Annotated in this window: 21 protein-coding genes; 12 read left to right on the top strand and 9 right to left on the bottom strand. The window is 68.2% G+C overall.

Annotation, left to right across the window (positions count from 1 at the left end):
• Positions 1-141: 141 nt before the first annotated feature.
• From VF106_RS39315 to VF106_RS39305, 3 genes are all read left to right on the top strand, one after another.
• Entirely contained in the window at positions 142-1,020 is an 879-nt protein-coding gene (locus VF106_RS39315; RefSeq protein WP_330845082.1) for a LysR family transcriptional regulator, read from the top strand.
• A 73-nt stretch (positions 1,021-1,093) separates the two neighbouring features.
• Positions 1,094-2,305, top strand: a complete 1,212-nt coding sequence (locus tag VF106_RS39310; protein WP_330845081.1) for an LLM class flavin-dependent oxidoreductase — start codon at positions 1,094-1,096, stop codon at positions 2,303-2,305.
• On the top strand, positions 2,302-3,459 hold the full coding sequence (locus VF106_RS39305) for an acyl-CoA dehydrogenase family protein (protein ID WP_330845080.1): 1,158 nt from the start codon (positions 2,302-2,304) through the stop codon (positions 3,457-3,459). Before VF106_RS39310 ends, VF106_RS39305 begins: the two co-directional genes overlap by 4 nt.
• 540 nt (positions 3,460-3,999) lie before the next feature.
• On the opposite strand, the gene VF106_RS39300 is transcribed toward VF106_RS39305, so the two are convergent.
• Both VF106_RS39300 and VF106_RS39295 read right to left on the bottom strand, forming a co-directional pair.
• A complete protein-coding gene (locus VF106_RS39300; protein WP_330845079.1) occupies positions 4,000-5,187 on the bottom strand; it encodes a cytochrome P450 in 1,188 nt (395 codons plus the stop codon).
• Positions 5,184-5,873: a TetR/AcrR family transcriptional regulator gene (locus VF106_RS39295; RefSeq protein ID WP_330845078.1), complete on the bottom strand. Its 690-nt coding sequence runs from the start codon at positions 5,871-5,873 to the stop codon at positions 5,184-5,186. Before VF106_RS39295 ends, VF106_RS39300 begins: the two co-directional genes overlap by 4 nt.
• Before the next feature lie 162 nt (positions 5,874-6,035).
• Between VF106_RS39295 and VF106_RS39290 the strand changes: the two genes are divergently transcribed.
• On the top strand, positions 6,036-7,043 hold the full coding sequence (locus tag VF106_RS39290) for a helix-turn-helix domain-containing protein (RefSeq protein WP_414639159.1): 1,008 nt from the start codon (positions 6,036-6,038) through the stop codon (positions 7,041-7,043).
• The gene (locus VF106_RS51045) at positions 6,952-7,143 is read left to right on the top strand and encodes a DUF397 domain-containing protein (RefSeq protein WP_414639161.1); all 192 of its coding nucleotides are present in this window, start codon (positions 6,952-6,954) and stop codon (positions 7,141-7,143) included. The genes VF106_RS39290 and VF106_RS51045 overlap by 92 nt, the downstream gene beginning before the upstream one ends.
• Here the strand turns inward: VF106_RS51045 and VF106_RS39280 are convergent.
• A complete protein-coding gene (locus VF106_RS39280; protein ID WP_330845076.1) occupies positions 7,113-9,404 on the bottom strand; it encodes a molybdopterin-dependent oxidoreductase in 2,292 nt (763 codons plus the stop codon). The two genes, VF106_RS51045 and VF106_RS39280, sit on opposite strands and share 31 nt — an antisense overlap.
• A gap of 108 nt (positions 9,405-9,512) precedes the next feature.
• On the opposite strand from VF106_RS39280, the gene VF106_RS39275 reads away from it, so the two are divergent.
• Genes VF106_RS39275 through VF106_RS39255 form a run of 5 tightly spaced genes read left to right on the top strand, consistent with a single transcriptional unit; the run spans position 9,513 to position 15,553 of the window.
• Positions 9,513-11,147: an ABC transporter substrate-binding protein gene (locus VF106_RS39275; RefSeq protein WP_330845075.1), complete on the top strand. Its 1,635-nt coding sequence runs from the start codon at positions 9,513-9,515 to the stop codon at positions 11,145-11,147.
• Entirely contained in the window at positions 11,144-12,109 is a 966-nt protein-coding gene (locus VF106_RS39270; RefSeq protein ID WP_330845074.1) for an ABC transporter permease, read from the top strand. The genes VF106_RS39275 and VF106_RS39270 overlap by 4 nt, the downstream gene beginning before the upstream one ends.
• Positions 12,106-12,939 (top strand): ABC transporter permease, encoded by an 834-nt coding sequence (locus VF106_RS39265; RefSeq protein WP_330845073.1) that lies wholly within the window; start codon positions 12,106-12,108, stop codon positions 12,937-12,939. Before VF106_RS39270 ends, VF106_RS39265 begins: the two co-directional genes overlap by 4 nt.
• On the top strand, positions 12,918-14,519 hold the full coding sequence (locus tag VF106_RS39260; RefSeq protein WP_330845072.1) for an ABC transporter ATP-binding protein: 1,602 nt from the start codon (positions 12,918-12,920) through the stop codon (positions 14,517-14,519). The genes VF106_RS39265 and VF106_RS39260 overlap by 22 nt, the downstream gene beginning before the upstream one ends.
• The gene (locus tag VF106_RS39255; RefSeq protein ID WP_330845071.1) at positions 14,516-15,553 is read left to right on the top strand and encodes an LLM class flavin-dependent oxidoreductase; all 1,038 of its coding nucleotides are present in this window, start codon (positions 14,516-14,518) and stop codon (positions 15,551-15,553) included. Before VF106_RS39260 ends, VF106_RS39255 begins: the two co-directional genes overlap by 4 nt.
• Positions 15,554-16,076: 523 nt before the next feature.
• Here VF106_RS39255 and VF106_RS39250 read toward each other — a convergent pair.
• The 4 genes from VF106_RS39250 to VF106_RS39235 all read right to left on the bottom strand — a co-directional run bounded on the left by VF106_RS39250 (position 16,077) and on the right by VF106_RS39235 (position 19,430).
• Positions 16,077-17,123 (bottom strand): LLM class flavin-dependent oxidoreductase, encoded by a 1,047-nt coding sequence (locus VF106_RS39250; protein ID WP_330845070.1) that lies wholly within the window; start codon positions 17,121-17,123, stop codon positions 16,077-16,079.
• Entirely contained in the window at positions 17,120-17,644 is a 525-nt protein-coding gene (locus VF106_RS39245) for a flavin reductase family protein (protein ID WP_330845069.1), read from the bottom strand. Before VF106_RS39245 ends, VF106_RS39250 begins: the two co-directional genes overlap by 4 nt.
• A gap of 78 nt (positions 17,645-17,722) precedes the next feature.
• Positions 17,723-18,061 carry a hypothetical protein gene (locus VF106_RS39240; protein ID WP_330845068.1) on the bottom strand — a complete coding sequence of 113 codons (339 nt, stop codon included), beginning with the start codon at positions 18,059-18,061 and terminating at the stop codon, positions 17,723-17,725.
• A 19-nt stretch (positions 18,062-18,080) separates the two neighbouring features.
• Positions 18,081-19,430, bottom strand: coding sequence for a hypothetical protein (locus VF106_RS39235; RefSeq protein ID WP_330845067.1), 1,350 nt, complete (start codon positions 19,428-19,430; stop codon positions 18,081-18,083).
• Between the two features lie 42 nt (positions 19,431-19,472).
• Between VF106_RS39235 and VF106_RS39230 the strand changes: the two genes are divergently transcribed.
• A complete protein-coding gene (locus VF106_RS39230) occupies positions 19,473-19,991 on the top strand; it encodes a hypothetical protein (RefSeq protein ID WP_330845066.1) in 519 nt (172 codons plus the stop codon).
• A gap of 53 nt (positions 19,992-20,044) precedes the next feature.
• Here VF106_RS39230 and VF106_RS39225 read toward each other — a convergent pair whose 3' ends face one another.
• On the bottom strand, positions 20,045-20,398 hold the full coding sequence (locus tag VF106_RS39225; protein WP_330845065.1) for a hypothetical protein: 354 nt from the start codon (positions 20,396-20,398) through the stop codon (positions 20,045-20,047).
• Positions 20,399-20,460: 62 nt separating this feature from the next.
• On the opposite strand from VF106_RS39225, the gene VF106_RS39220 reads away from it, so the two are divergent.
• The gene (locus VF106_RS39220; protein ID WP_330845064.1) at positions 20,461-21,048 is read left to right on the top strand and encodes a dihydrofolate reductase family protein; all 588 of its coding nucleotides are present in this window, start codon (positions 20,461-20,463) and stop codon (positions 21,046-21,048) included.
• A 7-nt stretch (positions 21,049-21,055) separates the two neighbouring features.
• On the opposite strand, the gene VF106_RS39215 is transcribed toward VF106_RS39220, so the two are convergent.
• Entirely contained in the window at positions 21,056-21,985 is a 930-nt protein-coding gene (locus VF106_RS39215) for a hypothetical protein (RefSeq protein ID WP_330845063.1), read from the bottom strand.
• Between the last annotated feature and the right edge of the window lie 11 nt (positions 21,986-21,996).

Genomic DNA, 21,996 nt, shown 5'->3' with positions numbered 1-21,996 from the left:
CGTTGAACGTCCCGATCGCGTCGTTCAGGACACCAGCCAGGTCCCCAACGCTCCACCACTCGATGATGCCGCCTCCCCGGCCGTTGTGGGATGTCTTCCCACGTCGTGGGAGCAGTGGTTTCGATGGGTTCTAATCAATGCATGACCAACTCGCTCGACCTTGAACACTTGCGCACGCTGATCGCGATCGCCGAGTGCGGTGGGTTCAGCAAGGCCGCCGCGGTGCGCCACATCAGTCAGCCGGCGTTGAGCCAGCACGTCCGGCTGCTCGAGCGTGGCCTCAAGCGCAAGCTCTTCGAACGCGACGGGCGGAACATGCGCTTCACCCACGAGGGCGAGCGGGTCCTGGCCGAGGCGCGGCGGATCATCGAGGTGCACGACGCCGCGCTGCGCTCGCTCGAGGCCGAGCGCGGCCGGACGATCGTCGTCGGCTCGACCGAGCACAGCGCCGAGCAGATCCTGCCGGAGATGATCCGGGCACTGCAGGCCGCGTTCCCGGACTGCGCCACGCGCTTCGAGATCGGCCGGTCCACCCAGCTCGCCGAGGCGGTGGGCAAGGGCGCGGTCGACTTCGCGTTCGTCCTCGATCCCAGTGGTCAGGGGGCGGGGCATCTCGTCGGGCAACTACCTCTCAACTGGTACGCCGCGCGTGGTTGGACGCCGCCCGCGCCGGGGGAGACGTGGCCGCTCGTCGCGTTCGAGGAGCCGTGTGGCCTGCGTGAGCGGGCGCTGTCAGTGCTCACCGGTGAGGGCCACCGCGTCGAGGTCACCGCCCAGTCCACGACCCTCGAAGGCGTCCTCGCCGGGGTTCGCGCCGGTCTCGGCGTCGCGCTCCTACCGAGCGCTGGTGGCCGTCCGTCGGGGCTCTCGATGTGCGGCGAGCTGCCCGACGCCGGCACCACCCACCTGCGGATGGTCGCTCGCCGTGGCCTACCCGCCGAGCTGGAGCAGACCGCGCTGTCGGCCGGCATGGACTTCTTCGCGGAGCGGCCGCACCTCCAGCTCGTCTCGGGAGCCTGATAACTCGGACCTATGGGTTTCCATCGCGTACTTCTCTTGGACGCCTGTGATGACATCGCCATACGTTCGAAGCGTGACCAGCGCCTTCGATCCGCAGATCCCCGAGACCGCCGCGCGGAAGGTCGAGTTCATCAGCCTGTCGCACCTCAACCCGTCGACGGAGCTGAACCCCATCCCGACCCGGGGTATCGACCTGAAGTACTTCCGCACCTACGTCCGCGCCCTCGAGGAGGGCGGGTACGACTACACGTTGCTGCCCTACGGCTCGAACTCCGCGGACTCGTTCGTCGTCGCCTCGGCCGTCGGCCAGTTGACCGAACGGCTCCGGCCGATCGTCGCGCTCCGCCCCAACACGACGTTCCCGCTGGTCGCCGCTCAGAAGCTCGCCACGTTGGACCAGCTCACCGAGGGCCGGGCGGTCGTCCACCTCATCTCCGGCGGCAGCGACGCCGAGCAGGCCCGTCAGGGTGACTACCTGCCCAAGGATCGCCGCTACGCCCGCACGTCGGAGTTCATCGACCTGTTGCGGCGGGCGTGGACCGAGCCGGAGCCGTTCAGCCACGACGGCGAGTTCTACAGGTTCGACGGTTTCGGCCCCGGCTTCGCGCCCTACGACGGGCCGATCCCGATTTCCATTGGCGGGCAGTCGGACGAGGCGTTCCAGGTCGGTGGCGAGAAGGCCGACGTCTTCAGCTTCTGGGGCGAGCCGCTGGACGACCTGCGCGGCGAGATCGAACGCGTCCACGGCATCGCCCGAGCCGCCGGCCGCACCACGCTGCCGCGCATCTGGGTGACGTTCCGGCCGATCATCGCGAAGACGGACGAACTGGCGTGGCGGAAGGCACACGAGTACGTCGCCAAGATCGCCGACACGTTCGGCAAGGCGGCCTTCGGGAAGCAGATCTTCCAGCGGGGCACGCCGCAGAACGTCGGTTCGCAGCGGGCACTGTCCTTCGCGGAGAGGTCCGAGCTGTACGACCGTGCACTGTGGACCCGGACCGCCGCGGTCACCAACGCGGCCGGGGCGTCGACGGCGTTGGTGGGTTCGCCCGAGACGGTCGCCGCCGCGATCCTCGACTACGTCGACCGCGGCGCGGACCTGGTGAGCATCCGCGGCTACGACACGCTCGCCGACGCCGTCGACTACGGCCGGCACATCCTTCCGTTGGTGCGCCAGGAACTCGCCCACCGCGAGGCGACCGGCCGGCGCGGGACGCTGCAGTCCGAACATCTCGGCAACTACGCCGAGGACTACCGCCGGTACGCCACGGCGGCCCAGGCATGACGAGCACCGCGCCGAGCGTCCCCGACCTCACCGACGAGGCGCTCGCCACGGTCACGGCCGAACTCGCCGAGACGGCGGCGGAGTACGACGACAGTGGCGCGATTCCGGTGCGCGGCTTGGAAGTCGCCCACCGCGCCGGCTTGCTGACAGCCACCGTCGGGCGGCAGTTCGGTGGCGCTGGGGCGGGGCCGCGTGAGACGGCACGCATCCTCACCGCGCTCGGCGAGGGTGACCCGTCGGTCGCGCTGATCGTGGCGAACACCCTGATGGCGCACGCCGCGCAGGCCGCGAACGCCCACTGGCCCAAAGCACTCTACGACGAGGTGCTTCGGCGGCCGGGACCCGCGCCGATCAACGCGATCAGGGCCGAGCCGGAACTCGGTGCGCCGGCCCGCGGCGGCCTGCCGAAGACGACGGTCCGGCGCACCGGGGCCGGCTGGGTACTGAACGGCCACAAGTCCTACGCGACGGGCGGGACGGCGTTGGCGTACCACCTGGTGTGGGTGGTGACCGATGAGCCAGGCGCCTCGCGGGTGGGTCACGTGATCGTCGCGGGGGACCTGCCCGGTATCACGTGGATCGACACCTGGGACCACTTAGGACTGCGTGCCTCGAACACCCACGACGTGATCTACGACGGCGTCGAACTCCCGGAGGACGCGTTCGTCGAGATCCCACGCGGCGCGGACGGTGTCTACCGTGACCCGGCGGCCACGACCGGGCCAGGCAGCTTCGGCCACCCCGCGCTCTACATCGGCGTGGCCAGAGCGGCCCGGCAGGCGTTCGGGGCGTTCACCCACTCCCGGGTACCGGCCGCGCTGGGCAGGCCCATCGCGACGACCGAGCGGATCCAGTCGGTCGCCGGCGAGATCGACCTTCAGATCGCACAGGCGGAAACCCTGCTGCACGGCGCACTCCTGCGCATCGAGGCCGGCGACGAGTCGGTGGTCCCACAGCTGTCAGTGATCAAGGTGGCGATCGCCCGCGCGGTCGTCGCCGCCGTGCAGACAGCGGTCGCCGCGCTCGGCAACCCGGCACTGTCCCGCCGCAACTCACTGGAACGCCACCTGCGCGACGTGCTCTGCGTCCGCGTCCACCCACCACAGGAGGACACGGCACTGCTCGCCGCCGGCCGCCGCGTGCTGGGCCTCTGAGGTCCGGCCGGCACGGGACACGAATGCTGTGACGGCAAGGTTCGCGGGCGAGCCCGCTTCGCGTGCAGTTCAAGCCGGCGGCCGCGCCACAGGCGGTGTCCCGAAAGACGCGCTCATGTCGTTGAACGTCCCGATCGCGTCGTTCAGGACACCGGCCACGTCCCCAACGCGTCCTTCGCGGGTGCGCACCCTGCGGGTGCGCACCCGCGAAGCGGGCCTGACCAGACCCTCCCTGCGAGGTGCGCCACCCGACAAGATCATCGGTGGATCCAGGTTGAGCGTCATCAGCGCGTCTTTCGGGACATGGGCGATGTCCCGATCGCGTCTTTCGGGACAACGCCTGGCGCCTTCGAGGCGTGCGGCCTGATCAGGTCGCGTCCCTCGCAATGTGTGGATACCTCGACGAGTTCATTGGTGGAGCCAGGGTGAGCGAGTCCAACGCACCCTTGGTAAAACAGTCCCGCTGAGCCTTATCCATCGCACCCAGCGGGAGGAAGGCGTCCTTCATGACACCGCGGGAGCATGGGCGGGGCCCGTCCGTTAGTGGGTGAGTAGCGGGAGCGTGCGGACGCCGGTCATGTTGGGGTTGGGCAGGAACTCCGGTGGGGACTGTGGGTCCGTGCGGAGTGTGGGGTAGCGGTCCAGCAGGATGTTCAGTGCTACCCGGCCTTCCAGGCGGGCCAGTGGTGCGCCGATGCAGAAGTGGATGCCTCGGCCGAAGGCGAGGTGTGGGTTCGGGTCCCGGGTGATGTCGTAGGTGTCCGGGGCGGTGAACTGTCGGGGGTCCCGGTTGGCGGCCGCGATCCAGATCAGTAGTAGCTCGTCGTTCGGGATGGTTTGGTTGCCTAGTTGGATCTCGGCGTTGGTGACTCGGCTGACCGCCGCGAACGGGCTGAGGTACCGCAGGGACTCCTCGATCGCGGCGGCGATCAGGGTGCGGTCGGCGCGTACGCGGGCCGCCGCCGCGGGGTTGCGGTCCAGGCAGAGTGTCGTGTTGCCCAGCAGCATCGTGGTGGTGATGTGCCCGGCGATCAGCAGGACCAGGGCGAAGTTCACGACCTGCGCGTCGGTCAGTCGTTCACCGTCCACTTCGGCCTCGACGAGCTTGCTCAGCAGGTCTTCGCCGGGGTTGCGCCTGCGCTGTGTGACGTGCTCGCCGAGATAGGCGGTGAAGTTCTTGATCTGCTCGATCGCGGCCTTCATCTCGCGTTCCTGTTCCGCGCTCTTGTCGGCGAGCGAGAACTGTTGCGTGCTGTCGAAGATGTTGTCGACCCACGTCTTGAACAGCCCACGGTCGCTCGCCGGCACGCCGAGCAGTTCGGCGATGACGATCACCGGCAGCGGGTAGGCGAGGTCGGCCACCAGTTCCAGGTGGTCGCGGTCGGCTGCCTCGTCGAGTAGTTCGTGCGTCAGCTCGGCGATCCTCGGCTCGAGGTTCGCGATGATCTTCGGCGTGAACGCGTGACTCACGAGGTTCCGCAGCTTCCGGTGCTCCGGCGGGTCCAGCTGGATGATGTTGCCCTCGGTGAACTCCGCCGTCTCGGGCACCTTCCGGTTGGTGTTCGACGAGAACGTGGCGGGATCGCTGAGCACCCGCAGCGCCTCCTCGTATCCGTAGACATACCAGATGCCCAGGTCAGGACGGTGTTCGACCGCCTCGTTCGGTATCTGGCCCAGCAGCCAGAACTGTTGGGGGTGAATGCCCCACGTTTCGGCAATTGTGCTCATGACGTTTCCCCATCGTCGTCAGAGTAGATCCATTTCTGGTATTCGCCGATGATGTTGTCGAACAGAGCGCCCAGTTCGTCGGCGGCAGCCGCGAGCACCCGCCGGCTCGGCTTGCCGGACGGCTCGAACGCGGCTCGGACGATGTGCGCCAGGGCGTCCGCCTTCGCCTCGTGGTCAAGGGCCTCGCTGTCCGGGTCGAGGCTTTCCGACAGGTAGAACCCGTTCTGCGTGGCTGACAGCGCGTACCGGAGGTTCGGCACGTCGCCACGCAGAAGACCGTGCCGGGTCAGGATTTCCAGGGTGTGGTCGGTCGCGGCCTGGTCCTGCCCGGCGTGCGGGCTGTCCCGCAGCTGGCCGAGCATCTCGACATCCCCGGTGAACAACGCCATCACCAGCGGATGCCGAAGGCAGATCAGAAAGCTGCTCCGGACGATGCGGTGCGGCCGGACCTCCGCCGGATCCGCACGCAACCCGGCGCGAAGCTCCTCGAGCACGGTGGACGACGCCCGCCGCAACAGCGCCTCGAACAGCTCCTGCTTGGTACGCCAGTGCAGGTAGACCGTGCCCTTGCCAATACCCGCCTGCCGGGAGATGTCCTCGATGGTGACCTTCCGGTACCCGTACCGCAGTAACAAACTGCCAGCTGCGTCGAGGATCCGGTCGGCCCGGCTCGGCTGATTCCCCATGACACCAACCCTTTGACCCTTTGACCAGAATCGCTGATCCGGTCAAACTCGACCGTAGCACACACTTTCAGCCGATGAAAGCACGCGCTGACATGCCCCGATGGGGTGGACTTGGCGCGGCGCGCGTGGGCTTTCGCCGGTGCCGGCCATAGCGTGACCGGCATGGGCAAGAGTTACGTGCCAGCCGTTTACCGGGAACTGGGCGAGATGCTGCGACGGATTCGTATCAAAGCGGACATGACCGAGACGCAGCTCGCGCGCCGGCTGGGCTGGCCGCTGACGCGGATCTCGCGCATGGAACACGGCCGCCGAACGTCGACCACGGTCGACGTCGTCCAGTACGCGGTCGCCTGCGGGATGAAGGCGCCGGAGGTGGGGCCGATCCTGGAGTTCACCAGGCGGGCCGAGTGCAAGCAGGGCTACTACCTGTCCGACAAACGCATCGATGGCTCACTGCAGTCGCTGATCGTCCACGAGTCCTCGGCAGAGCATGTGCTCAGCTACGAGCCCCAAGTGATTCCAGGCCTGTTGCAGACACCCGACTACGCCCGCGCTCGCATCCTCGCCGTCAACCCCACCATCGCCAAGGAACGCCTGGCAAGCGCTGTTCATACCCGAATGGAGCGGCGGCAGATTCTGAACCTGCCGAATCCCTCGCGATTCACCTTCTACATCCACGAACAGGCGTTGCGGCTCCGCGTGGGCACCGACAGGGTCATGCACGACCAACTGTTGCATCTCGTGCTCACGGCAGCGTTGGACAACGTCATTGTGCGGATCGTGCCGAGCCTGGCCCGTGTGTTCGGTGATGCGTTCCGCCTGATGGAGTTCAACGATTGCCAGCCCATCGTCTACCTGGACGGTCTCCGGTTCGGTGGCCTGATCCTCGAAGACTCCGACTATGTGAACAACTTCTACGAATTCGTGCCCATGCTCGCTGACGCTGCCTTGGATGAGGGACAATCCTCGGAGTTCGCGGCCGAACTGGCCGACGAGTACGACCGAGGGAGTCATTGGCGTGTCGGAGAGGTGGCGCACAAGCAGCTACAGCGGCGGCGAGGGAACGAACTGCGTGGAGGTGGCATGGCGGAAGAGCAGCTACAGCAACGACGAGGGTACGGACTGTGTGGAGGTAGCGTGGTCTCACCATCTCCCATCTACGAGCCTTGACGCGGTTCTGGTCCGCGACTCCAAGAACCCCACCGGCCCCATGCTCAGCGTCCCCACCGACGCGTGGCGTCAGCTTCTCGCCACCGGCGGCGGTTCGTAGGCCCGCACCGGCGGAACAGGCCCGTCATACCGCTCAACGGTCACCAGCACGTGGGCACCACTCGTGGCCTGGGTCAGCGTGGAGGTGCCGACGTCGCGCGTCAGAACATTGACGTTTCCGTTGACGCAGTCGGCGATCTCCGGCGCGCTGGGATCGAACCACGCGCCCGTGTGCATCCGCGCCACACCAGGCAGCAGAGCATCGGTCACGACAACACCCGCCAACAGGCTGCCCTGCGCACTCCGCACCAGCGCGACATCGCCACCCGCCAGACCGCGGGCGGCCGCGTCATCAGGATGAAGGCGCAGCGGCTCACGGCCGGCGACCTTCGTCGACTGGCTCGCGGCACCCATGTCGAGCTGGCTGTGCAGCCGGTGCGTTGGCTGGTTGCACAACAGATGGAGATCGAAGTCCTCGGCCAGCGGCGAACCCCACCACTGAGATGGTTCCCGCCACTCCGCGTGCCCGGCCACGTCGGGCAAACCGAAACCCGCGACCGTCGAGGAGAACAGCTCGATCCGGCCACTCGGCGTCGCAAGCGGGTGCGCTGCCGGATCAGCACGGAACGCGGCGAACACCGTGTCGCGGTAAGGATCCTGGGGAAGCGCGACGCCACCGTCACGCCAGAACTCCGCGAACGGCGGCGCGGGCGGTGACTCGGGGGCGGCCCGCCACTCCTCGTAGATCCGTTCCAGCCACTGCCGTGAGTCAAGGCCCTCTGCGAAGTCCGCGTCGAGCCGCGAAGCCAGCTGGGTGTAGATCCACAGTTCCTCGCGTGCGTCACCAACCGGCGGCACAGCCCGAGGGGACGCCCGCAAACGACTGTCCCCGGCGCCGGCCGCCACGTCGTCGCGTTCCAGCGTGCTCGCGACGGGAAGGACGATGTCGGCGTGGCGGGCGGTCGGGGTCCAGTGCGTCTCGTGCACCACGAACGTGTCCAGTGTGGACAGCGCGCGCCGAAGACGCCGCAGATCCTGGTGATGATGGAACGGGTTGCCGCCCGCCCAGTACGCGAGCTTCGTCGACGGCAACGTCAACGTCCCGCCGTTGTACGGGATATCCTCACCAGGGCGCAGGAGCAGGTCGCTGATCCGGGCGCACGGGATGAAGTCCGGCACCGGGTTGCTGCCCTGCGGGAACGTCGGGAGCCGGGCGCCGGCGATCCCCACGCCGTAGTCACCCATCGACCCGAAACCGTGCGCGAAACCGCCGCCGGGCAGGCCGATCTGACCGAGGAACGCCGCCAGCGTGAGCCCAGCGAAGACGGCCTGCTCACCACGTTCGCCGCGCTGCAGTGAGTAGACGACGTTGACCAGTGTGCGCCCGGCCGCCATCCGGTGTGCCAGTTCGCGGATCACGTTCGCGGGTGTCCGGCTGATGCGTGCCGCCCACTCCGGGCTCTTGGGCACGCCGTCCACCGAACCGAGCACATACCGGCGGACCTGGTCGGCCCCGACGGTGTGGGTGGCGAGGAACTCGTCGTCGACGAGGCCGTCGACCACGAGGACGTGGACGAGGGCGAGCATGACGGCGGTGTCGGTGGCCGGCATGACACCGACCCACTCGGCGTCGAGGTCGGGGAAGGCGTCGTCGCGCTGGGCCGACAGGGTCACGACCCGGGTGGTACGGCCCACGGCCCTGGCATGGCCGGACCCGATGTGGCGGGCGTGGCCGCCGGGCACCACCCAGGTGTTCGAGCGGCGTAGGCCGCCGAAGCTGACGAGCAGGTCGGTGTGCTCGGCGACGTCATCCCAGGATGTGGGCTTGTACCGCAGGTCGAGGGTCGCCTGGGCGCCGACGAGGTGGGGGAGCAGCACCAGGCTGGCGCCACGGCTGTAGTCGTTGATCGATCGGGTGTAGCCGCCGATCGTGTTGAGGAACCGGTGGAGCTGGCTCTGCGCGTGGTGCAGCCTGCCGGCGCTGCCCCAGCCGTAGGAGCCGCCGAAGATCGCCTGGTTGCCGAACGTGGACCGGACCCGTTCCAACTCGTGGGAAAGCAGGTCGAGCCCGGTGTCCCAGCTGACCTCGACGTACTCCGACAAGGGGTCGCCGCGTCCGGTGTCCGGGCCGGGGCCGTCGTCGAGCCAACGGCGGCGGACGCTGGGTCGTGTCACCCGCGAGCGGTGCCGGTGGGCGTCCACGACGTTGCCGATCGCCGGCGCGGCGTCGGGGTCGTCGGTGTGCGCCGTGACGACGTCACGGCCGTCGGCGGACACCTCGACCTGATAGGTGCCCCAGTGCGCGCTGGTCTCCTGGCTCACGGCCCGAGGCTAGTCGCGCGCACGGCCGCTGTTGATAAGACTCCTGAATGGGATTCGATCCCCATTTCGTCTTGGACCGCGTGGTCAGCCCGCTTTTAGGTTCGTCCCATGAACAACCCCCGCACATTCCGTATGCTCGCCTGCCTCGCTGCCGTCGTCGTCCTGGCCGCGTGTGGCCCCGGCGCCGGAGCGGATGCGGGCAGCGCTTCCAGCACGCCGAAGCAGGGCGGCGACGTCACGTTCCTCATCGACTCGCTCGGCGACACCTGGATTCCCAACAACAGCGCCATCTCCAGCTTCCAGGGCCACATCTGGGGCCACCTCACCGACAAGCTCGTCTACGTCGACGAGAAGGGCGAGGTCAGCCCGTGGATCGCGGAGAGCTGGGACCAGAACGACACCGCGACGGAGTTCACGCTCCACCTGCGTGACGGCGTCACGTTCTCCGACAGGACGCCGCTGGACGCCGCGGCCGTCGTCGCCAATCTCGACATCTGGGCCAAGGGCGACCCGGCCAGGGGCATCAACCCGATCGGGCTGTTCCCGAAGACCTATGACCACGCCGAGGCCGTGGACGCGACCACCGTCAAGGTGTTCTTCAAGGCGCCGACGCTGGGCTTCATCCCGACGCTGGGCTACCACGGTTCGATCCTGATCTCGCCGAAGTCCATCGCGCTGCCCGCCGAGGAGCAGGCCGACCTTGCGAAGGACATCGGCAGCGGTCCGTTCGTCGTCGCCTCCTGGAAGGAAGGCGACAGCGTGGTCCTCAAGAAGCGCGCCGACTACGACTGGGCGCCGGCGGCACTCGAGCACAATGGACCGGCCTACCTGGACTCGATCACCTACAAGATCGTCGCCGAGCCGTCGGTGCGTACCGCCGCCGTCCAGTCCGGACAGGCCGACGTCGCCTACAACCCGTCCCCGCAGGAGCTGCAGTCCTTCTCCGACCAGGGCTTCACCACCGCGACCCCGCGTTACCTCGGGTTCGTCAACGGCTACGCCATCAACACGAAGGTCGCGCCGTTCGACGACGTGAAGGTCCGGCAGGCGCTCCAGCACGGCATCGACCGGGACGAGATCATCTCGACGGTCTACACGAAGGACTGGCTCGCCCCGGAGTCGCTGTTCCAGAGCAACGTTCCCGGCGCGACCGACCACAGCAAGGACTTCGCCTACGACGCCTCCCAGGCGAACCAGCTGCTCGACGAAGCGGGCTGGGCCAAGGGCGCCGACGGTATCCGTACCAAGGATGGCAAGCAGCTCGAGCTGACGCTGTACTCGAACCCGTACCTGGCGACCTCGAAGTCGGTCGACGAACTGGTCGCCCAGCAGTTGGAGAAGGTCGGTTTCAAGGTCAACATCCAGTCGTTCGACGTGGTGACCTACGGCGAGCGGGTCAAGGTCGGCAGCCCGAGCGTGGCCGCCTACGAGGTCACCCGCAGCTTCATCGACGCCGGCACGGTGGCCGGGGTCCTCACCGACGCCAACAAGGGCGAGAACTGGTTCGGGCTCGGCCAGAGCGACCAGAAGCTCGTCCAGCTCGCGACCGGCGTGGCCAGCGCCAAGAGCGTCGACGAGCGTGCCCCGATCCTCGACGAGCTGCAGGGATACGTGCTCCAGCAGGGCTACTTCGTCCCGCTCACGCAGATCGTCCAGCGGATCTACCTGCAGTCGCCCCGCCTGCACGGCGTGACCTACAACGGCATCGCGTACGCCAACTACTACACCGCCTGGCTCTCATGAACTCCGCCTACGCGAAGTACGTGGTGAAACGCGTCCTCCAGGCGATCGTCGTCATCCTGCTGGCGTACGTGTTCACGTTCGTCGTGATCAGCGTGCTGCCCGGCGACCCGGTCACGAACACGCTGCGCAACCCGCAGAACGGGTTCACCGAGGAGGAGATCGGCAGGATCGTCGCCTACTACGGGCTCGACCAGCCGGTGTACGTGCAGCTGTGGGAGTCGCTGACCCGGTTCGTGACCGGTGACCTCGGTGTCTCGCTGCGGTCGGGCCTTCCGGTGAGCCGGATGATCGGCGAGGTCGTCGGCTCGACGCTCGTCCTCGCGTCCTCGGCGCTGGCGGTGGCCCTGGTGCTGGCGTTCGCCATCGGGTTCGGCACCCAGTACCTGCCGAAGCGTTACGGGCAGGGGTGGTTGCGTGCCTTCCCGTCGCTGTTCCTGTCGGTGCCGAACTTCGTGATCGGCCTCCTGCTGATCAACATCTTCGCCTTCCAGCTCGGGCTGTTCCGGGTGATCGACGCCGAGGGCGGGTGGGCGACGTTCTTCGCCGCCGTCGCCCTCGGCATCCCGGTCTCCGCGCGGGTCGCCGAGGTGCTCATCGCCAACCTCGACCACGAGGCCGGCCAGGAGTACACGTCGGTCGCCCGCTCCCGCGGCCTCGGCCAGGCCCGGCTTTTCCTACGTCACCTGCTCAAACCGTCGTCGCTGCCGGTCGTCACCGTCATCGCGCTGGTCGTCGGCGAACTGCTGGGCGGTGCCGTCATCACCGAGCAGATCTTCGGGCGCACCGGCATCGGCAGCCTCGTGCAGCGGTCGGTGACCACACAGGACCTGCCGGTGCTGCAGGCGGTGGTCACGCTCGCGGCGGTCGCCTTCGTCGTCGTGAACCTGATCGCAGACCTCGTGTACCCGCTGCTCGACCCGAGGGTGAAGCTCGGCGAGGCCAGGGTGGAGGTGGCCGCGTGACCGCCCTTGCCGTGCCGGAGGCGGTGGTCCGCCGGTCGGCCACCTGGGTGCCACCCACGGTGGTCGTGTCGTTCGTCGTCGTGGTGGTCGTGCTGTCGTGGTCGCTCGTCCCCGGCCTGTTCACCGGTCAGGATCCCGCTCGCGGTGTGCCGGCGGACAAGTTCCTCGGGCCGGGCGGGGCTCACTGGTTCGGCACCGACCATCTCGGGCGCGACCTCTTCGCCAGGGTCGTGCACGGCACCGCGTCCTCGGTGACCAGCGCGCTGATCGCCGTGGGCATCGCCGTGCTGCTCGGCGGTCTGATCGGGCTCGTGGCCGGCTTCCTCGGCAGGTGGGCAGACGCCGTGCTCGGCCGCCTTGTCGACGTGCTCCTCGCGATCCCGGAGTTCCTGCTCGCCGTCGTCGTGGTGAGCGCGCTCGGCTTCCAGACAACGAACGCGGCGATCGCGGTCGGCGTCTCCGCGGTGGGCATCTTCGCCAGGGTCATGCGGGCGGAGGTGCTGAAGACCCGCCGTGCAGTGTTCGTCGAGGCGTCCTATCTGCAGGGCGGGTCGCGGTGGCACATCCTCGTGCGGCACGTGCTGCCCAACGCGTCGCGCTCGCTGCTGTCGCTCGGTGTGTTGCAGTTCGGGTACTCGATCCTGCTGATCGCCAGCCTCGCGTTCCTCGGTTTCGGTGACCCGCCGCCGGCGTCCGACTGGGGCCTGCTCGTGTCCGTCGGCAAGGACTACCCGCTGGCGCCATGGCTGGTCTACGCGCCCGCTCTCGTCATGATCGCCACCGTCCTCTCCGTGAACAGGATCAGCCGATGGCTCCGCAGAACCGACTGACACTCGAACGCCCGTCCACGGCCACCGACACCCTGCTGCGCGTCGAGGGACTGTCCGTGGCGTACGGCAACCATCAGGTCGTCCACGACGTGAGCTTCGGTCTCCGGCGCGGCGAGAGTCTGGCGCTCATCGGCGAGTCGGGCTCGGGCAAGTCGACCATCGCCCGCGCGGTGCTTCGCCTGCTGCCGCAAGGAGGGCGGGCGCGGGGCGTCGTGGAGTACGCCGGGCAGGACGTGCTTTCGTTGTCCGAACGGCGTTTCCGGCCGCTGCGCGGGCGTGCCATCGGGTTCGTGCCCCAGGATCCCGCGAACGCGCTCAACCCCGTGCGAACCGTTGGCGCACAGGCGAACGAGGCAGCCGCCCTGCTCGATGTGCGTGACCGCAAGGAACTGGTGCTGGAGAAGTTCGCCCAGGTGGGCCTCGACGATCCGGTCCGCGTCTACGACTCCTACCCACACCAGCTGTCCGGGGGCATGCTCCAGCGTGTCCTCATCGGACTCACCGTGCTGCCCCGGCCGGCACTGATCGTCGCCGACGAACCGACGTCCGCGCTGGACGTCACCATCCAGAAGCGCATCCTCGACCTGCTGACGCGACTACAGCGCGAACTGGAGATCAGCCTGGTCCTGATCACGCACGACCTGGCGATCGCCGCCGAACGCGCGGACTCCCTCGTCGTGCTCAAGGACGGCGCCGTCCAGGAGGCAGGTGACACGGCGACGGTGTTCACCGCGCCGGAGTCGTCGTACGCCCGCCAACTCCACGCCGACGTCCCGGCGCTCAACCCCGGCCGCTACCAACACCTGCGTACTGCCGGCGGTGGCGAACCGAAGATCGAGGTCACCGGGTTGACGAAGACGTTCGGGACCGTGACCGCCGTCGACGACGTGTCGTTCACCGTCGCGGCGGGCACCACCCACGCACTGGTCGGCGAGTCCGGTTCGGGGAAGACGACCACCATCCGCCTGCTGCTCGGGCTCGAGAAGCCCGACGCCGGCAGCATCACGGTGGCGGGGGAGGAGGTGGCCGGCCGGTCGCACGCGTCGCTCCGCACGATCCGCCGGCATCTGCAGCTGGTCTACCAGAACCCGTTCACCTCACTCGATCCGACGTGGAAGGTCTCGCGTCTCGTGCGGGAGCCACTCGACCGCTACGGCGTCGGTTCCCATCAGGAGCGTGTGTCACGCGTGCGCGAGGCACTCGATTCGGTTGGCCTGAGCGAGGATCTGCTCTCCCACAGACCCACGGCGTTGTCGGGCGGACAGCGCCAGCGGGTCGCGCTCGCCCGGTCACTGGTGCTCAGGCCTGACGTGATCGTGCTCGACGAGCCGACCTCGGCGCTCGACGTCAGTGTCCAGGCCGGCATCGTCGAGGTGCTGCTGTCGCTTCAGGCTTCGTTCGGCCTGACGTACGTGTTCGTCTCGCACGACCTCGCGCTCGTGCGGCAACTCGCGCACACCGTCTCGGTCATGCACAAGGGTTCTCTCGTGGAGAGCGGACCGGTCACGTCCATCTTCGACGACCCCCAACAGCCCTACACCCGGGCACTCCTCCACTCGATCCCGGCAGGCGTCTCATGACGCGGCTCGGCTTCAACACCCGGGTGTCGTTCAGCGACGACCGCGGCCCATCGCAAGGACTGGCCGACGGCGTCTCGCTGTTCAAGGCGGCCGAGGCGCTCGGCTACCAGTCCGGATGGGTCTACCAGCGACACTTCGACCACTACCTGTCGTCACCTCTTCCGTTCCTCGCGGCCGCAGGCCAGCACACGCACCACATCACGCTCGGCACGGCGGTCCTCCCGATGCGGTACCAGGACCCGGTTTTGCTGGCCGAGGCCGCCGGCGTCACGGACCTCCTGGTCGGCCGCCGCCTCCAACTCGCCGTCGCCACGGGCGCCAACGCCACGTTCGACGCGGTGTTCGGCGCCGCGGACACGGACACCCGAACGGAAGCGGAACGCCGACAGGACCGCTTCCTCGCCGCCATCGCCGGGGAGACGCTGCACATCGTCGACGGACCGGGCCAGGGCGCGCCGGTCGGAACCGAGCTGAAGGTCACGCCGCACAGCCCCGGCCTGCGGTCACGGGTCCGACAGGGCGCGGGCAGCCTCGGCTCGGCAACTCGCGGAGCCGAACTCGGGATAGGGCTGATCACCGGCACCGTGCTACACGGCCTCGCCGAGGGCGAGACGTTCGGGGCGCACCAGGCCCGCCTCATCAGGTCCTACCGCACCACGTGGCGGGAGAAGTACGGAACCTCGCCGCCGCCGGTGGCCGTCGCCGCGTCGATCCTGCCCGGCACCACAGCGGAGCTGAGGGAGACCTACGGCGCCTACGACCACCAGCGCCGCACCGAGGGCATGCACGCCTCCCGCCCCAAGGGGGCTCTGGAGCCGGTCACCGACCTCCCGGCGGGCATGCGCATCAGCCCCGTCTTCCATGGCACCCCTGACGAGGTCACCGAGGCAGTGCTCGCCGACCCAGGCCTGGCGGAGGCCGACGAGATCGTGCTGTTCCTCCCACCCGCGTTCGGCCTCGCGGAGAACGTGCGGCTGCTCACCGACCTCGTCCAGACCGTGGCACCGGCCCTCGGATGGACCCCGACCACCTGACCCGTTGGCTCCGTCGCGTGCGGGGGGGCATCGCTGATCCACCGGTGATCTTGTCGGGTGTCGCGCCTTGCGGGGACGTGCTGGCCTGGTCAGGCCCGCTTCGCGGGCGTCGGGCGCGCAGCGCCCGGCTGGTGTCCTGAAAGACGCGATGGGGACGTTCAACGACATGAGCGCGTCTTTCAGGACATTGCCCGTGGCGTGAACACGCCGTTCGCTGCGCGAAGCGGTCTTCGCCCGCTCCGCTTTGTTTACGCGCGTCGGCGGGCGGCCTCGCCGCCGCCGACATTGCTGGTGCTGTGACCGATACGTTTGCCGGCTCGCTCAGCCGCGCCGGTAGGTTGCCGACTGTGAAAGGCGCTGCCCAGCTGTGAAAGGCGCGTTGGGCTCGTTCAGCGCTATGAAAGCTCCTTTCACCACACCGGTTGCGTGGTGAACGCGCCTTTCACCGCGCGAACGGCGAAGGCCCGGCGAACCGTCTGGTCGTTGCGGTGGCCGGGTGATCGCGCTGGGCGTGAGGAAGGATTCATCGCGCGGTGGCTAGACCGCTGGTGCTGGGGTTTGGCCAGGTGCCGCGTTGGCGCAGTAGCGGCAACACGCCTTCGCCGAACCAGTAGGCCTCTTCGAGGTGGGGGTGGCCGGAGAGGATGAACTCGTCGATCCCGATGGCGTGGTATTCCTCGATTCGGTTGGCGACCTCGGCGTGGTTGCCGACCAGGGCGAGGTCCGCGCCGCCGGGTACGAGGCTGACGCCGGACCACAGGTTCGGGTAGACCTCGAGTTTGGACGCGCCGCCACCGTGCACGGTCACCATTCGGTTCGCGGATCCGTTGTGGGGGTTGGGTTCCAGCGCGGCGAGCAGTCGGCGTGCGTCGGCCCATGCTTGGCCTGAGGTGTCGCGGGTGATCACGTGCAGACGGATGGCGAAGCGGGGTATGTGGTCGGTCGTGTGGCGGATGCGCTCGATCCGGTCGGCGATCGTCGGCGGTGGTTCACCGCCGGTGAGGTGGACGTCCGCGTGCTGTGCGACGGGACCGTTGCGGTAGACGGGCGGCACGGGTTGTGGGACGCGGGACAATGCCGCGCGTTCCACCTGGATGTGTTCGCCGTGGAACGTGACCTCCTCGCCCTGCCAGAGGGCGCGCAACACCCGCAGGAACTCGTCGGCGCGGGTCAGGCGGTCGTTATCGTCGAGGAAATCGCCGTGTTCGTCGGTGGTGGTGTCCACTTGGAACAGTAGGCGGCCTCCAGAGTGGCGCTGGAACGTGGCCGCCATCCGTGCGGCGAGGGCCGGTGATATCTGTCCCGGCCGGACCGGCACCAGGAACTTCAGCCTGCTTGTCGTGCCGGCCAGCATGGCGCTGGTCAGCCAGGCGTCCTCGGACCACCTGTCGAGCGGGGCGACGACGCCGGTGAAGCCGAGTTGTTCGGCGGTGCGGGTGATCTGGCTGAGGTAGTCGAGCGTCGCGGGGCGGTCACCTCGGGCGCTCAACGAGCCGACACCCGGACCGCCGGCCACCAGGTAACGGCTGTCCCCGCCGGTGGGCAGGACCCAGTGGAACCGCGGCGTCATGCGGGGCGCCCCAGGCCGAACCCGCTTCGGTGGAACACCAACGGGAGTGCGCGGTCGACGTGTGCCGCGGTGTGGAGTCGCAAGAGGACGATGGTGTGGTCGCCTGCCGCGATGTGTTGGTCGATGGTGGTGTCGAACCAGGCGATGCCGTCGGTGAGGGTGACCGCGCCGTTGTCGTTGACGGTGACGTCGAGGCCGGCGAAGCGGGTGGCCACGGGGCCGGCGAGCTGTCGGGCGATGGTGTGGTGGTGGTCGGCGAGCACGGTCACGCCGAGGTGGCCGGCGCGGCGTAGCGCGGGCCAGGTCCTGGAGGTGTTGGCGATGGAGAACGAGACCAGTGGTGGATCCAGCGACACCGAGGTGAACGAGCTCGCGGCGAGGCCGACGAGCTGGTCGTCGACCTGCGTCGCGACGGCGACGACCCCGGTCGGGAAGGTGCCGAAGGCTGCGCGCAGCCGGGCTGGTTCCAGGCTTTGTTCCGTTTCGAGGCGGCTGTCACCACGCACTGGACTCGACCTCATGACATCGAGCATGACTCGCGCATCACGCACTGTCCAACGATGTTTGACGATGCGGTTCCATCACGCTTCATGATGGATTCACTGGTCGCGGACGAGGACGTGCATGACCTGGTCGCGACGGACGTGCACATAGACGAAGCGGAGCAGTCCGCCGATCGGCATGATGACGAACAGGAACACGATCATGACGATGCTTGCCCCCTCACCGCTGTCCGCGAAGGCGGCGGCGATGACCAGCACGAGGGTGAGCAGGCCGCACAAACCGACGAGCACGCCGAGGAAGCGGCCTGTCCTGGGGCGGACCAGTGTGGCCCGCCGCGTGCCCTGGTTCATCAACAAATAGCCTCTGGAGATCAGGTCCGCGACCGTGTTCTCCATCTCGAGGTTGTTGTCGACGACTACCGACTTGCCGCGCATGCGCTGTTCCTTTCCCCTGCTACCAGGTGAGTGCGTCGAGCGCGATGGTTCCTGCGCCGGGCGCGACCTCCAGCCCGATGGCGCCGACCGCCGACACGGCTGGGACCTGCCAGGTCACCGTCACCCATTGCCGCGCCGGTAGCCGGTGTTCGGCGCCTGCGGGGAAGACCGGACGGCTCTGGGGATCGCGGACGAACGGCCGCACGGTGAGGTCGTGGTCGGCCCAGACCTGGTAGGTGACCGACGTTCCGGACCGCAGGCCGGTGAGTCCGCGAGTGGTGCCCACCGCGGCGTGGCCGTTCGGGTCGGCGTCGAGCAACAGCGCGTGCGTGCCGTGCTGGGCGATGTCGGTTGTGTTGCGTGGGTTGGCGTCGCCGTAGAGCTCGGACCAGCCCTGTGTGGTGCCGTCCTCGAAGTCGAACCTCACGTCGATCGGTGGTGGGGTGCCGCCGCCGAGCGCGGCGAAGAACGCCTCACCCTGGTGGGTGAGCGTGGTTTCGCCTTTGAGGAGCGCGAAGTCGCCGTGGTCGGTCGCGGTGTAGCTCATCGCGCCGGCGAACAGCGGGCCGAGGTTCCGCAGCTGCGCGATTGCCCTGGTGGTCCACTCCTTGATCTTCGGGGCGTCGGAGTAGGCCGGGCTGGGGAAGTTCGGGTCGACGTTCCACTCGGAGATGAAGAACGGCAGTGTTCTCCCGATCGCTTCCTGGACCTCGTTCTCGATGTTCTGGACGTGGGTGGCCCACTTCGGGATGTCGGCCAGGCAGGCGTCCCAGCTCTCGTTGGCCTTGTCGCAGACGTATTCGTGCCAGGACAGGTAGGCCGGCGGGTTGTCCTCGGCCAGCCGGACGAACGTGCCGACATAGTCCGCGTCGGCCTCGAAGTTGACCGGGCCGACGAACCTGTACTCCTCGGGCGCCCGCTCACGCAGTTCGGGGACGACCGCGTTCCAGGTCCGCGCGTACTCGTCGGCGTCGATCCCCGCCAGGTCGGACTCGTTGCCGAACTCCAGGTACACGCGGGCATCGCCGAACACCTGCGTCGCGAGGTCGATGCGGCGCAGGTTCTCCCGCAGCACGAAGGCGTCGTCCCCGGCGGCGGGGCCGCGCAGGATCAGCACGGGCGTGGCGCCGGTGTTCTTCGCCGCTCGCATGACCTTGAGCAGCAGGTCGTCGCCGATGGGGGTGGGGTTGCCGTCGAAGGTGCCCCGCAGCGGCACACGGACCAGGGGAATGCCCTTGTCCCGCAGCAGCTTCTGGGTGGCCGCGCTGTTCACCAACGTATCGTTGGCGCTGTAGAACGACATGTTCACCCCGAAAGGGGGGTCGGCCGCGGCCGTGTCGACCGGGGTTTCGGCCGCGGCGGTGGGCACGGCCAGCAGGACGGCGAGGGCCGCGATCGGTGGGTCGTCGTCGTGGCCGCCGCGGTGGTGGTCGCGCTCGGCGTCGTGGTCGGTCTGCAGTGGTTCGGCCAGTCGTCCGTCAAGTACGGGTTCGAGGCCGGCGACGACCGGTGGAGCCCCCTGTGGGGCGGGGACAAGGTCACCTACGAGGCCACGGCGGCCGTGGCGTATGAAGGCCAGCAGTCCCTGCAGGTCACCACGATCCTGGCGAGCGACGACGAGGACAAGTCGATCGGCATCACGCACGGCGTGGAGTCGCTGCGTCCCGGCATGAAGGTGACCATGTATCTACGGGTGCCGACAAAGCAGAAGGCGAGCATCCGCTTCTTCGCCTACGACTCGCGATCTGATGAGGCCTGGGCGCCAGAAACGCCAGGGCCCGGCAACGAGATTCCACTGCCCACCGACACCGACTGGACGGAGTACGTCTGGACGGTGCCGGAGGTGGACGAGGTCACCGCGATCGGCGTCGAGATCTATCAATGGACGGACGAGCCGGTGACGATCTGGCTCGACGCCGTGAACTGGTGACTTGCGCGGAACCCTTCTGCGAGCGTGGGCCGATGCCGAGGTCGTAAAGCCGTTCAGCGTTTTCTGTTGCGGGCCTTCAGTTCGCGGACCGCGGCGCTGGTGAGCGTGGTCGCGGTGTGGACGACGCTTGTGATTGCCTCCTCCGGTGCGAGGCCGCACTGGTCGACGAGGCAGAAGAGTGACTCGGCGGCGATGACGACCGCGAGGTCCCGCTTGAGTGCGGTCAGCAGCGGATCGTCGTCGTTCAGGCGTGTGGCCCATGGTGCCAGTGCGTGATCGATGAGCCCGAACCGTAGGCCTGGCCGGGTGGGGACGGCTTCCGCCGGATTTCCGATGGTGGCCGCGATCGTGAGGATCGCGTTGTACGTGCGACGTTTCTGGTTCACGCGGCCGTGCTCGGTCGTCATGAGCGTCTACCCTCAGGACCAGAGAGCACGGCCGGGTCGATCTTCCCAGCGAGGAGAGCTTTGTGACCGCTACCTACACCTTCGACATCTTCGCCACCCTCGACGGCTTCGCCTCCTACAGCGCCAGCGGCGACTGGGGCGGGTACTGGGGCAAGCAAGGCCCCGAGTTCCTCGATCGCCGCCTCGCCCTCTACCGCGAGGAGCAGCGGATGGTCCTCGGTGCCAACACCTTTCGCCAGTTCGTCGAGGCGCTGGGCCCGAGCACCGAGGAGTCCAAAGTGAGCGATCCGGTGAACACCCGGATGCGAAACCTGCCGACGACGGTCGTGTCCACCACGCTGCGGGAACCGCTCAACTGGCCGGACGCGACCATCGTGAGCGGTGACGCCGTCGATGTCGTCGCCCGGCTCAAGGAGGAGTCCGAGATGCCGTTGCGCTCGCACGGCAGCCTGTCGCTGAACCGGGCGCTGATGGCCGCCGGCCTGGTCGACCGCCTCCAGGTGACATTCTTCCCGGTGATCACCGGCCAGACCGGGGCGGAACCGATCTTCCAGGGTGCGGCCGACTTCGACCTCGAGCTGATCGAGAGCCGAACACTCGACGGCCACACCCAGGAGCTCATCTACCGGCCCATCCCGCACGTACGGTGATCGCTGCTCACATCGTCGGCACCGCGACGCCCGCCGCACGCAGGGCGTCGGTGGTCACCGCTGGTACGTACCGGCCGAAGCGCAGTTCGTAGGAGCCCTTGCGGTCATGCTTGAGCCCCTCCACCACGCCCTCGACGGCCAGCGCCGGCTGCGCGAACCGTTGGGGCAGGTCGGCTGGCAGTGCCAGCAGTCCGAGGCGTACGGCGGTGACCGCGACTCGTCCACCCTTCTCGGACTGTTCCGCCAGGAACGGATCCGCGAGCAGGCCATCGAAGGCACGCTCGGTACCGCCGGTCTCGATCGAGCGCACGTCGGTGACGGACCGCAGCACGTGGAAGAACCGGGCCAGGACCGGCGAGCCGTCGATCGGGTCGTAGTGCAGGTGCGTCTTGGCGCCTGGGCCGATGAGCGGCACCTTCTCGATCTCGTATCCCATTCGGACGGTCGCGCGGCCAGGCCCACTGTCCAACTGCTCGCCCGTGTCGTCGAGCTGCGCCCACTGCCCGAGCACCACGTCGACGTTCGTGACGCCCTCCGGCGTCAAACCGATCCTTTCCAACGTGTCCCGCGACTGGGCGATCAACCGACGACTCGAGCGCTCGCCAAGGCGATACACCACACCGTCCGGTGTGTCGGACTTCTCCACATCGGACCATTCCCGCCGCTCGTCATCGAACCGATCGAACAGGCTGGCGTTGCGGCCGCGTATCGCACCGCTGGCCGAGAAGAACTCGACCTGGCCGGCCTTGCTGGCCAACGCGTGACCGAACGGCAGCTCGACCTCGATCGCGTCGCGCGCACCGACCAGGTCGGCGAGAGCCGCGATCGAAGCCGCCCGTTCTCTGGCGGTCTGTGCGTCGGTGACCGCCAACGGCATGCTGGCGGGCACGTCCGGCAGTTCGGTACGAAACTCGATGTCCTTCAGCAACAGCGACATTGGTTGCCCCC

The organism is Actinophytocola sp. (genome assembly GCF_036378875.1).
Classification (GTDB): Bacteria; Actinomycetota; Actinomycetes; order Mycobacteriales; family Pseudonocardiaceae; genus Actinophytocola.
The sequence above is the reverse complement of the archived record's forward strand: the minus strand, read 5'-3'. Positions and strand labels throughout refer to the sequence as shown.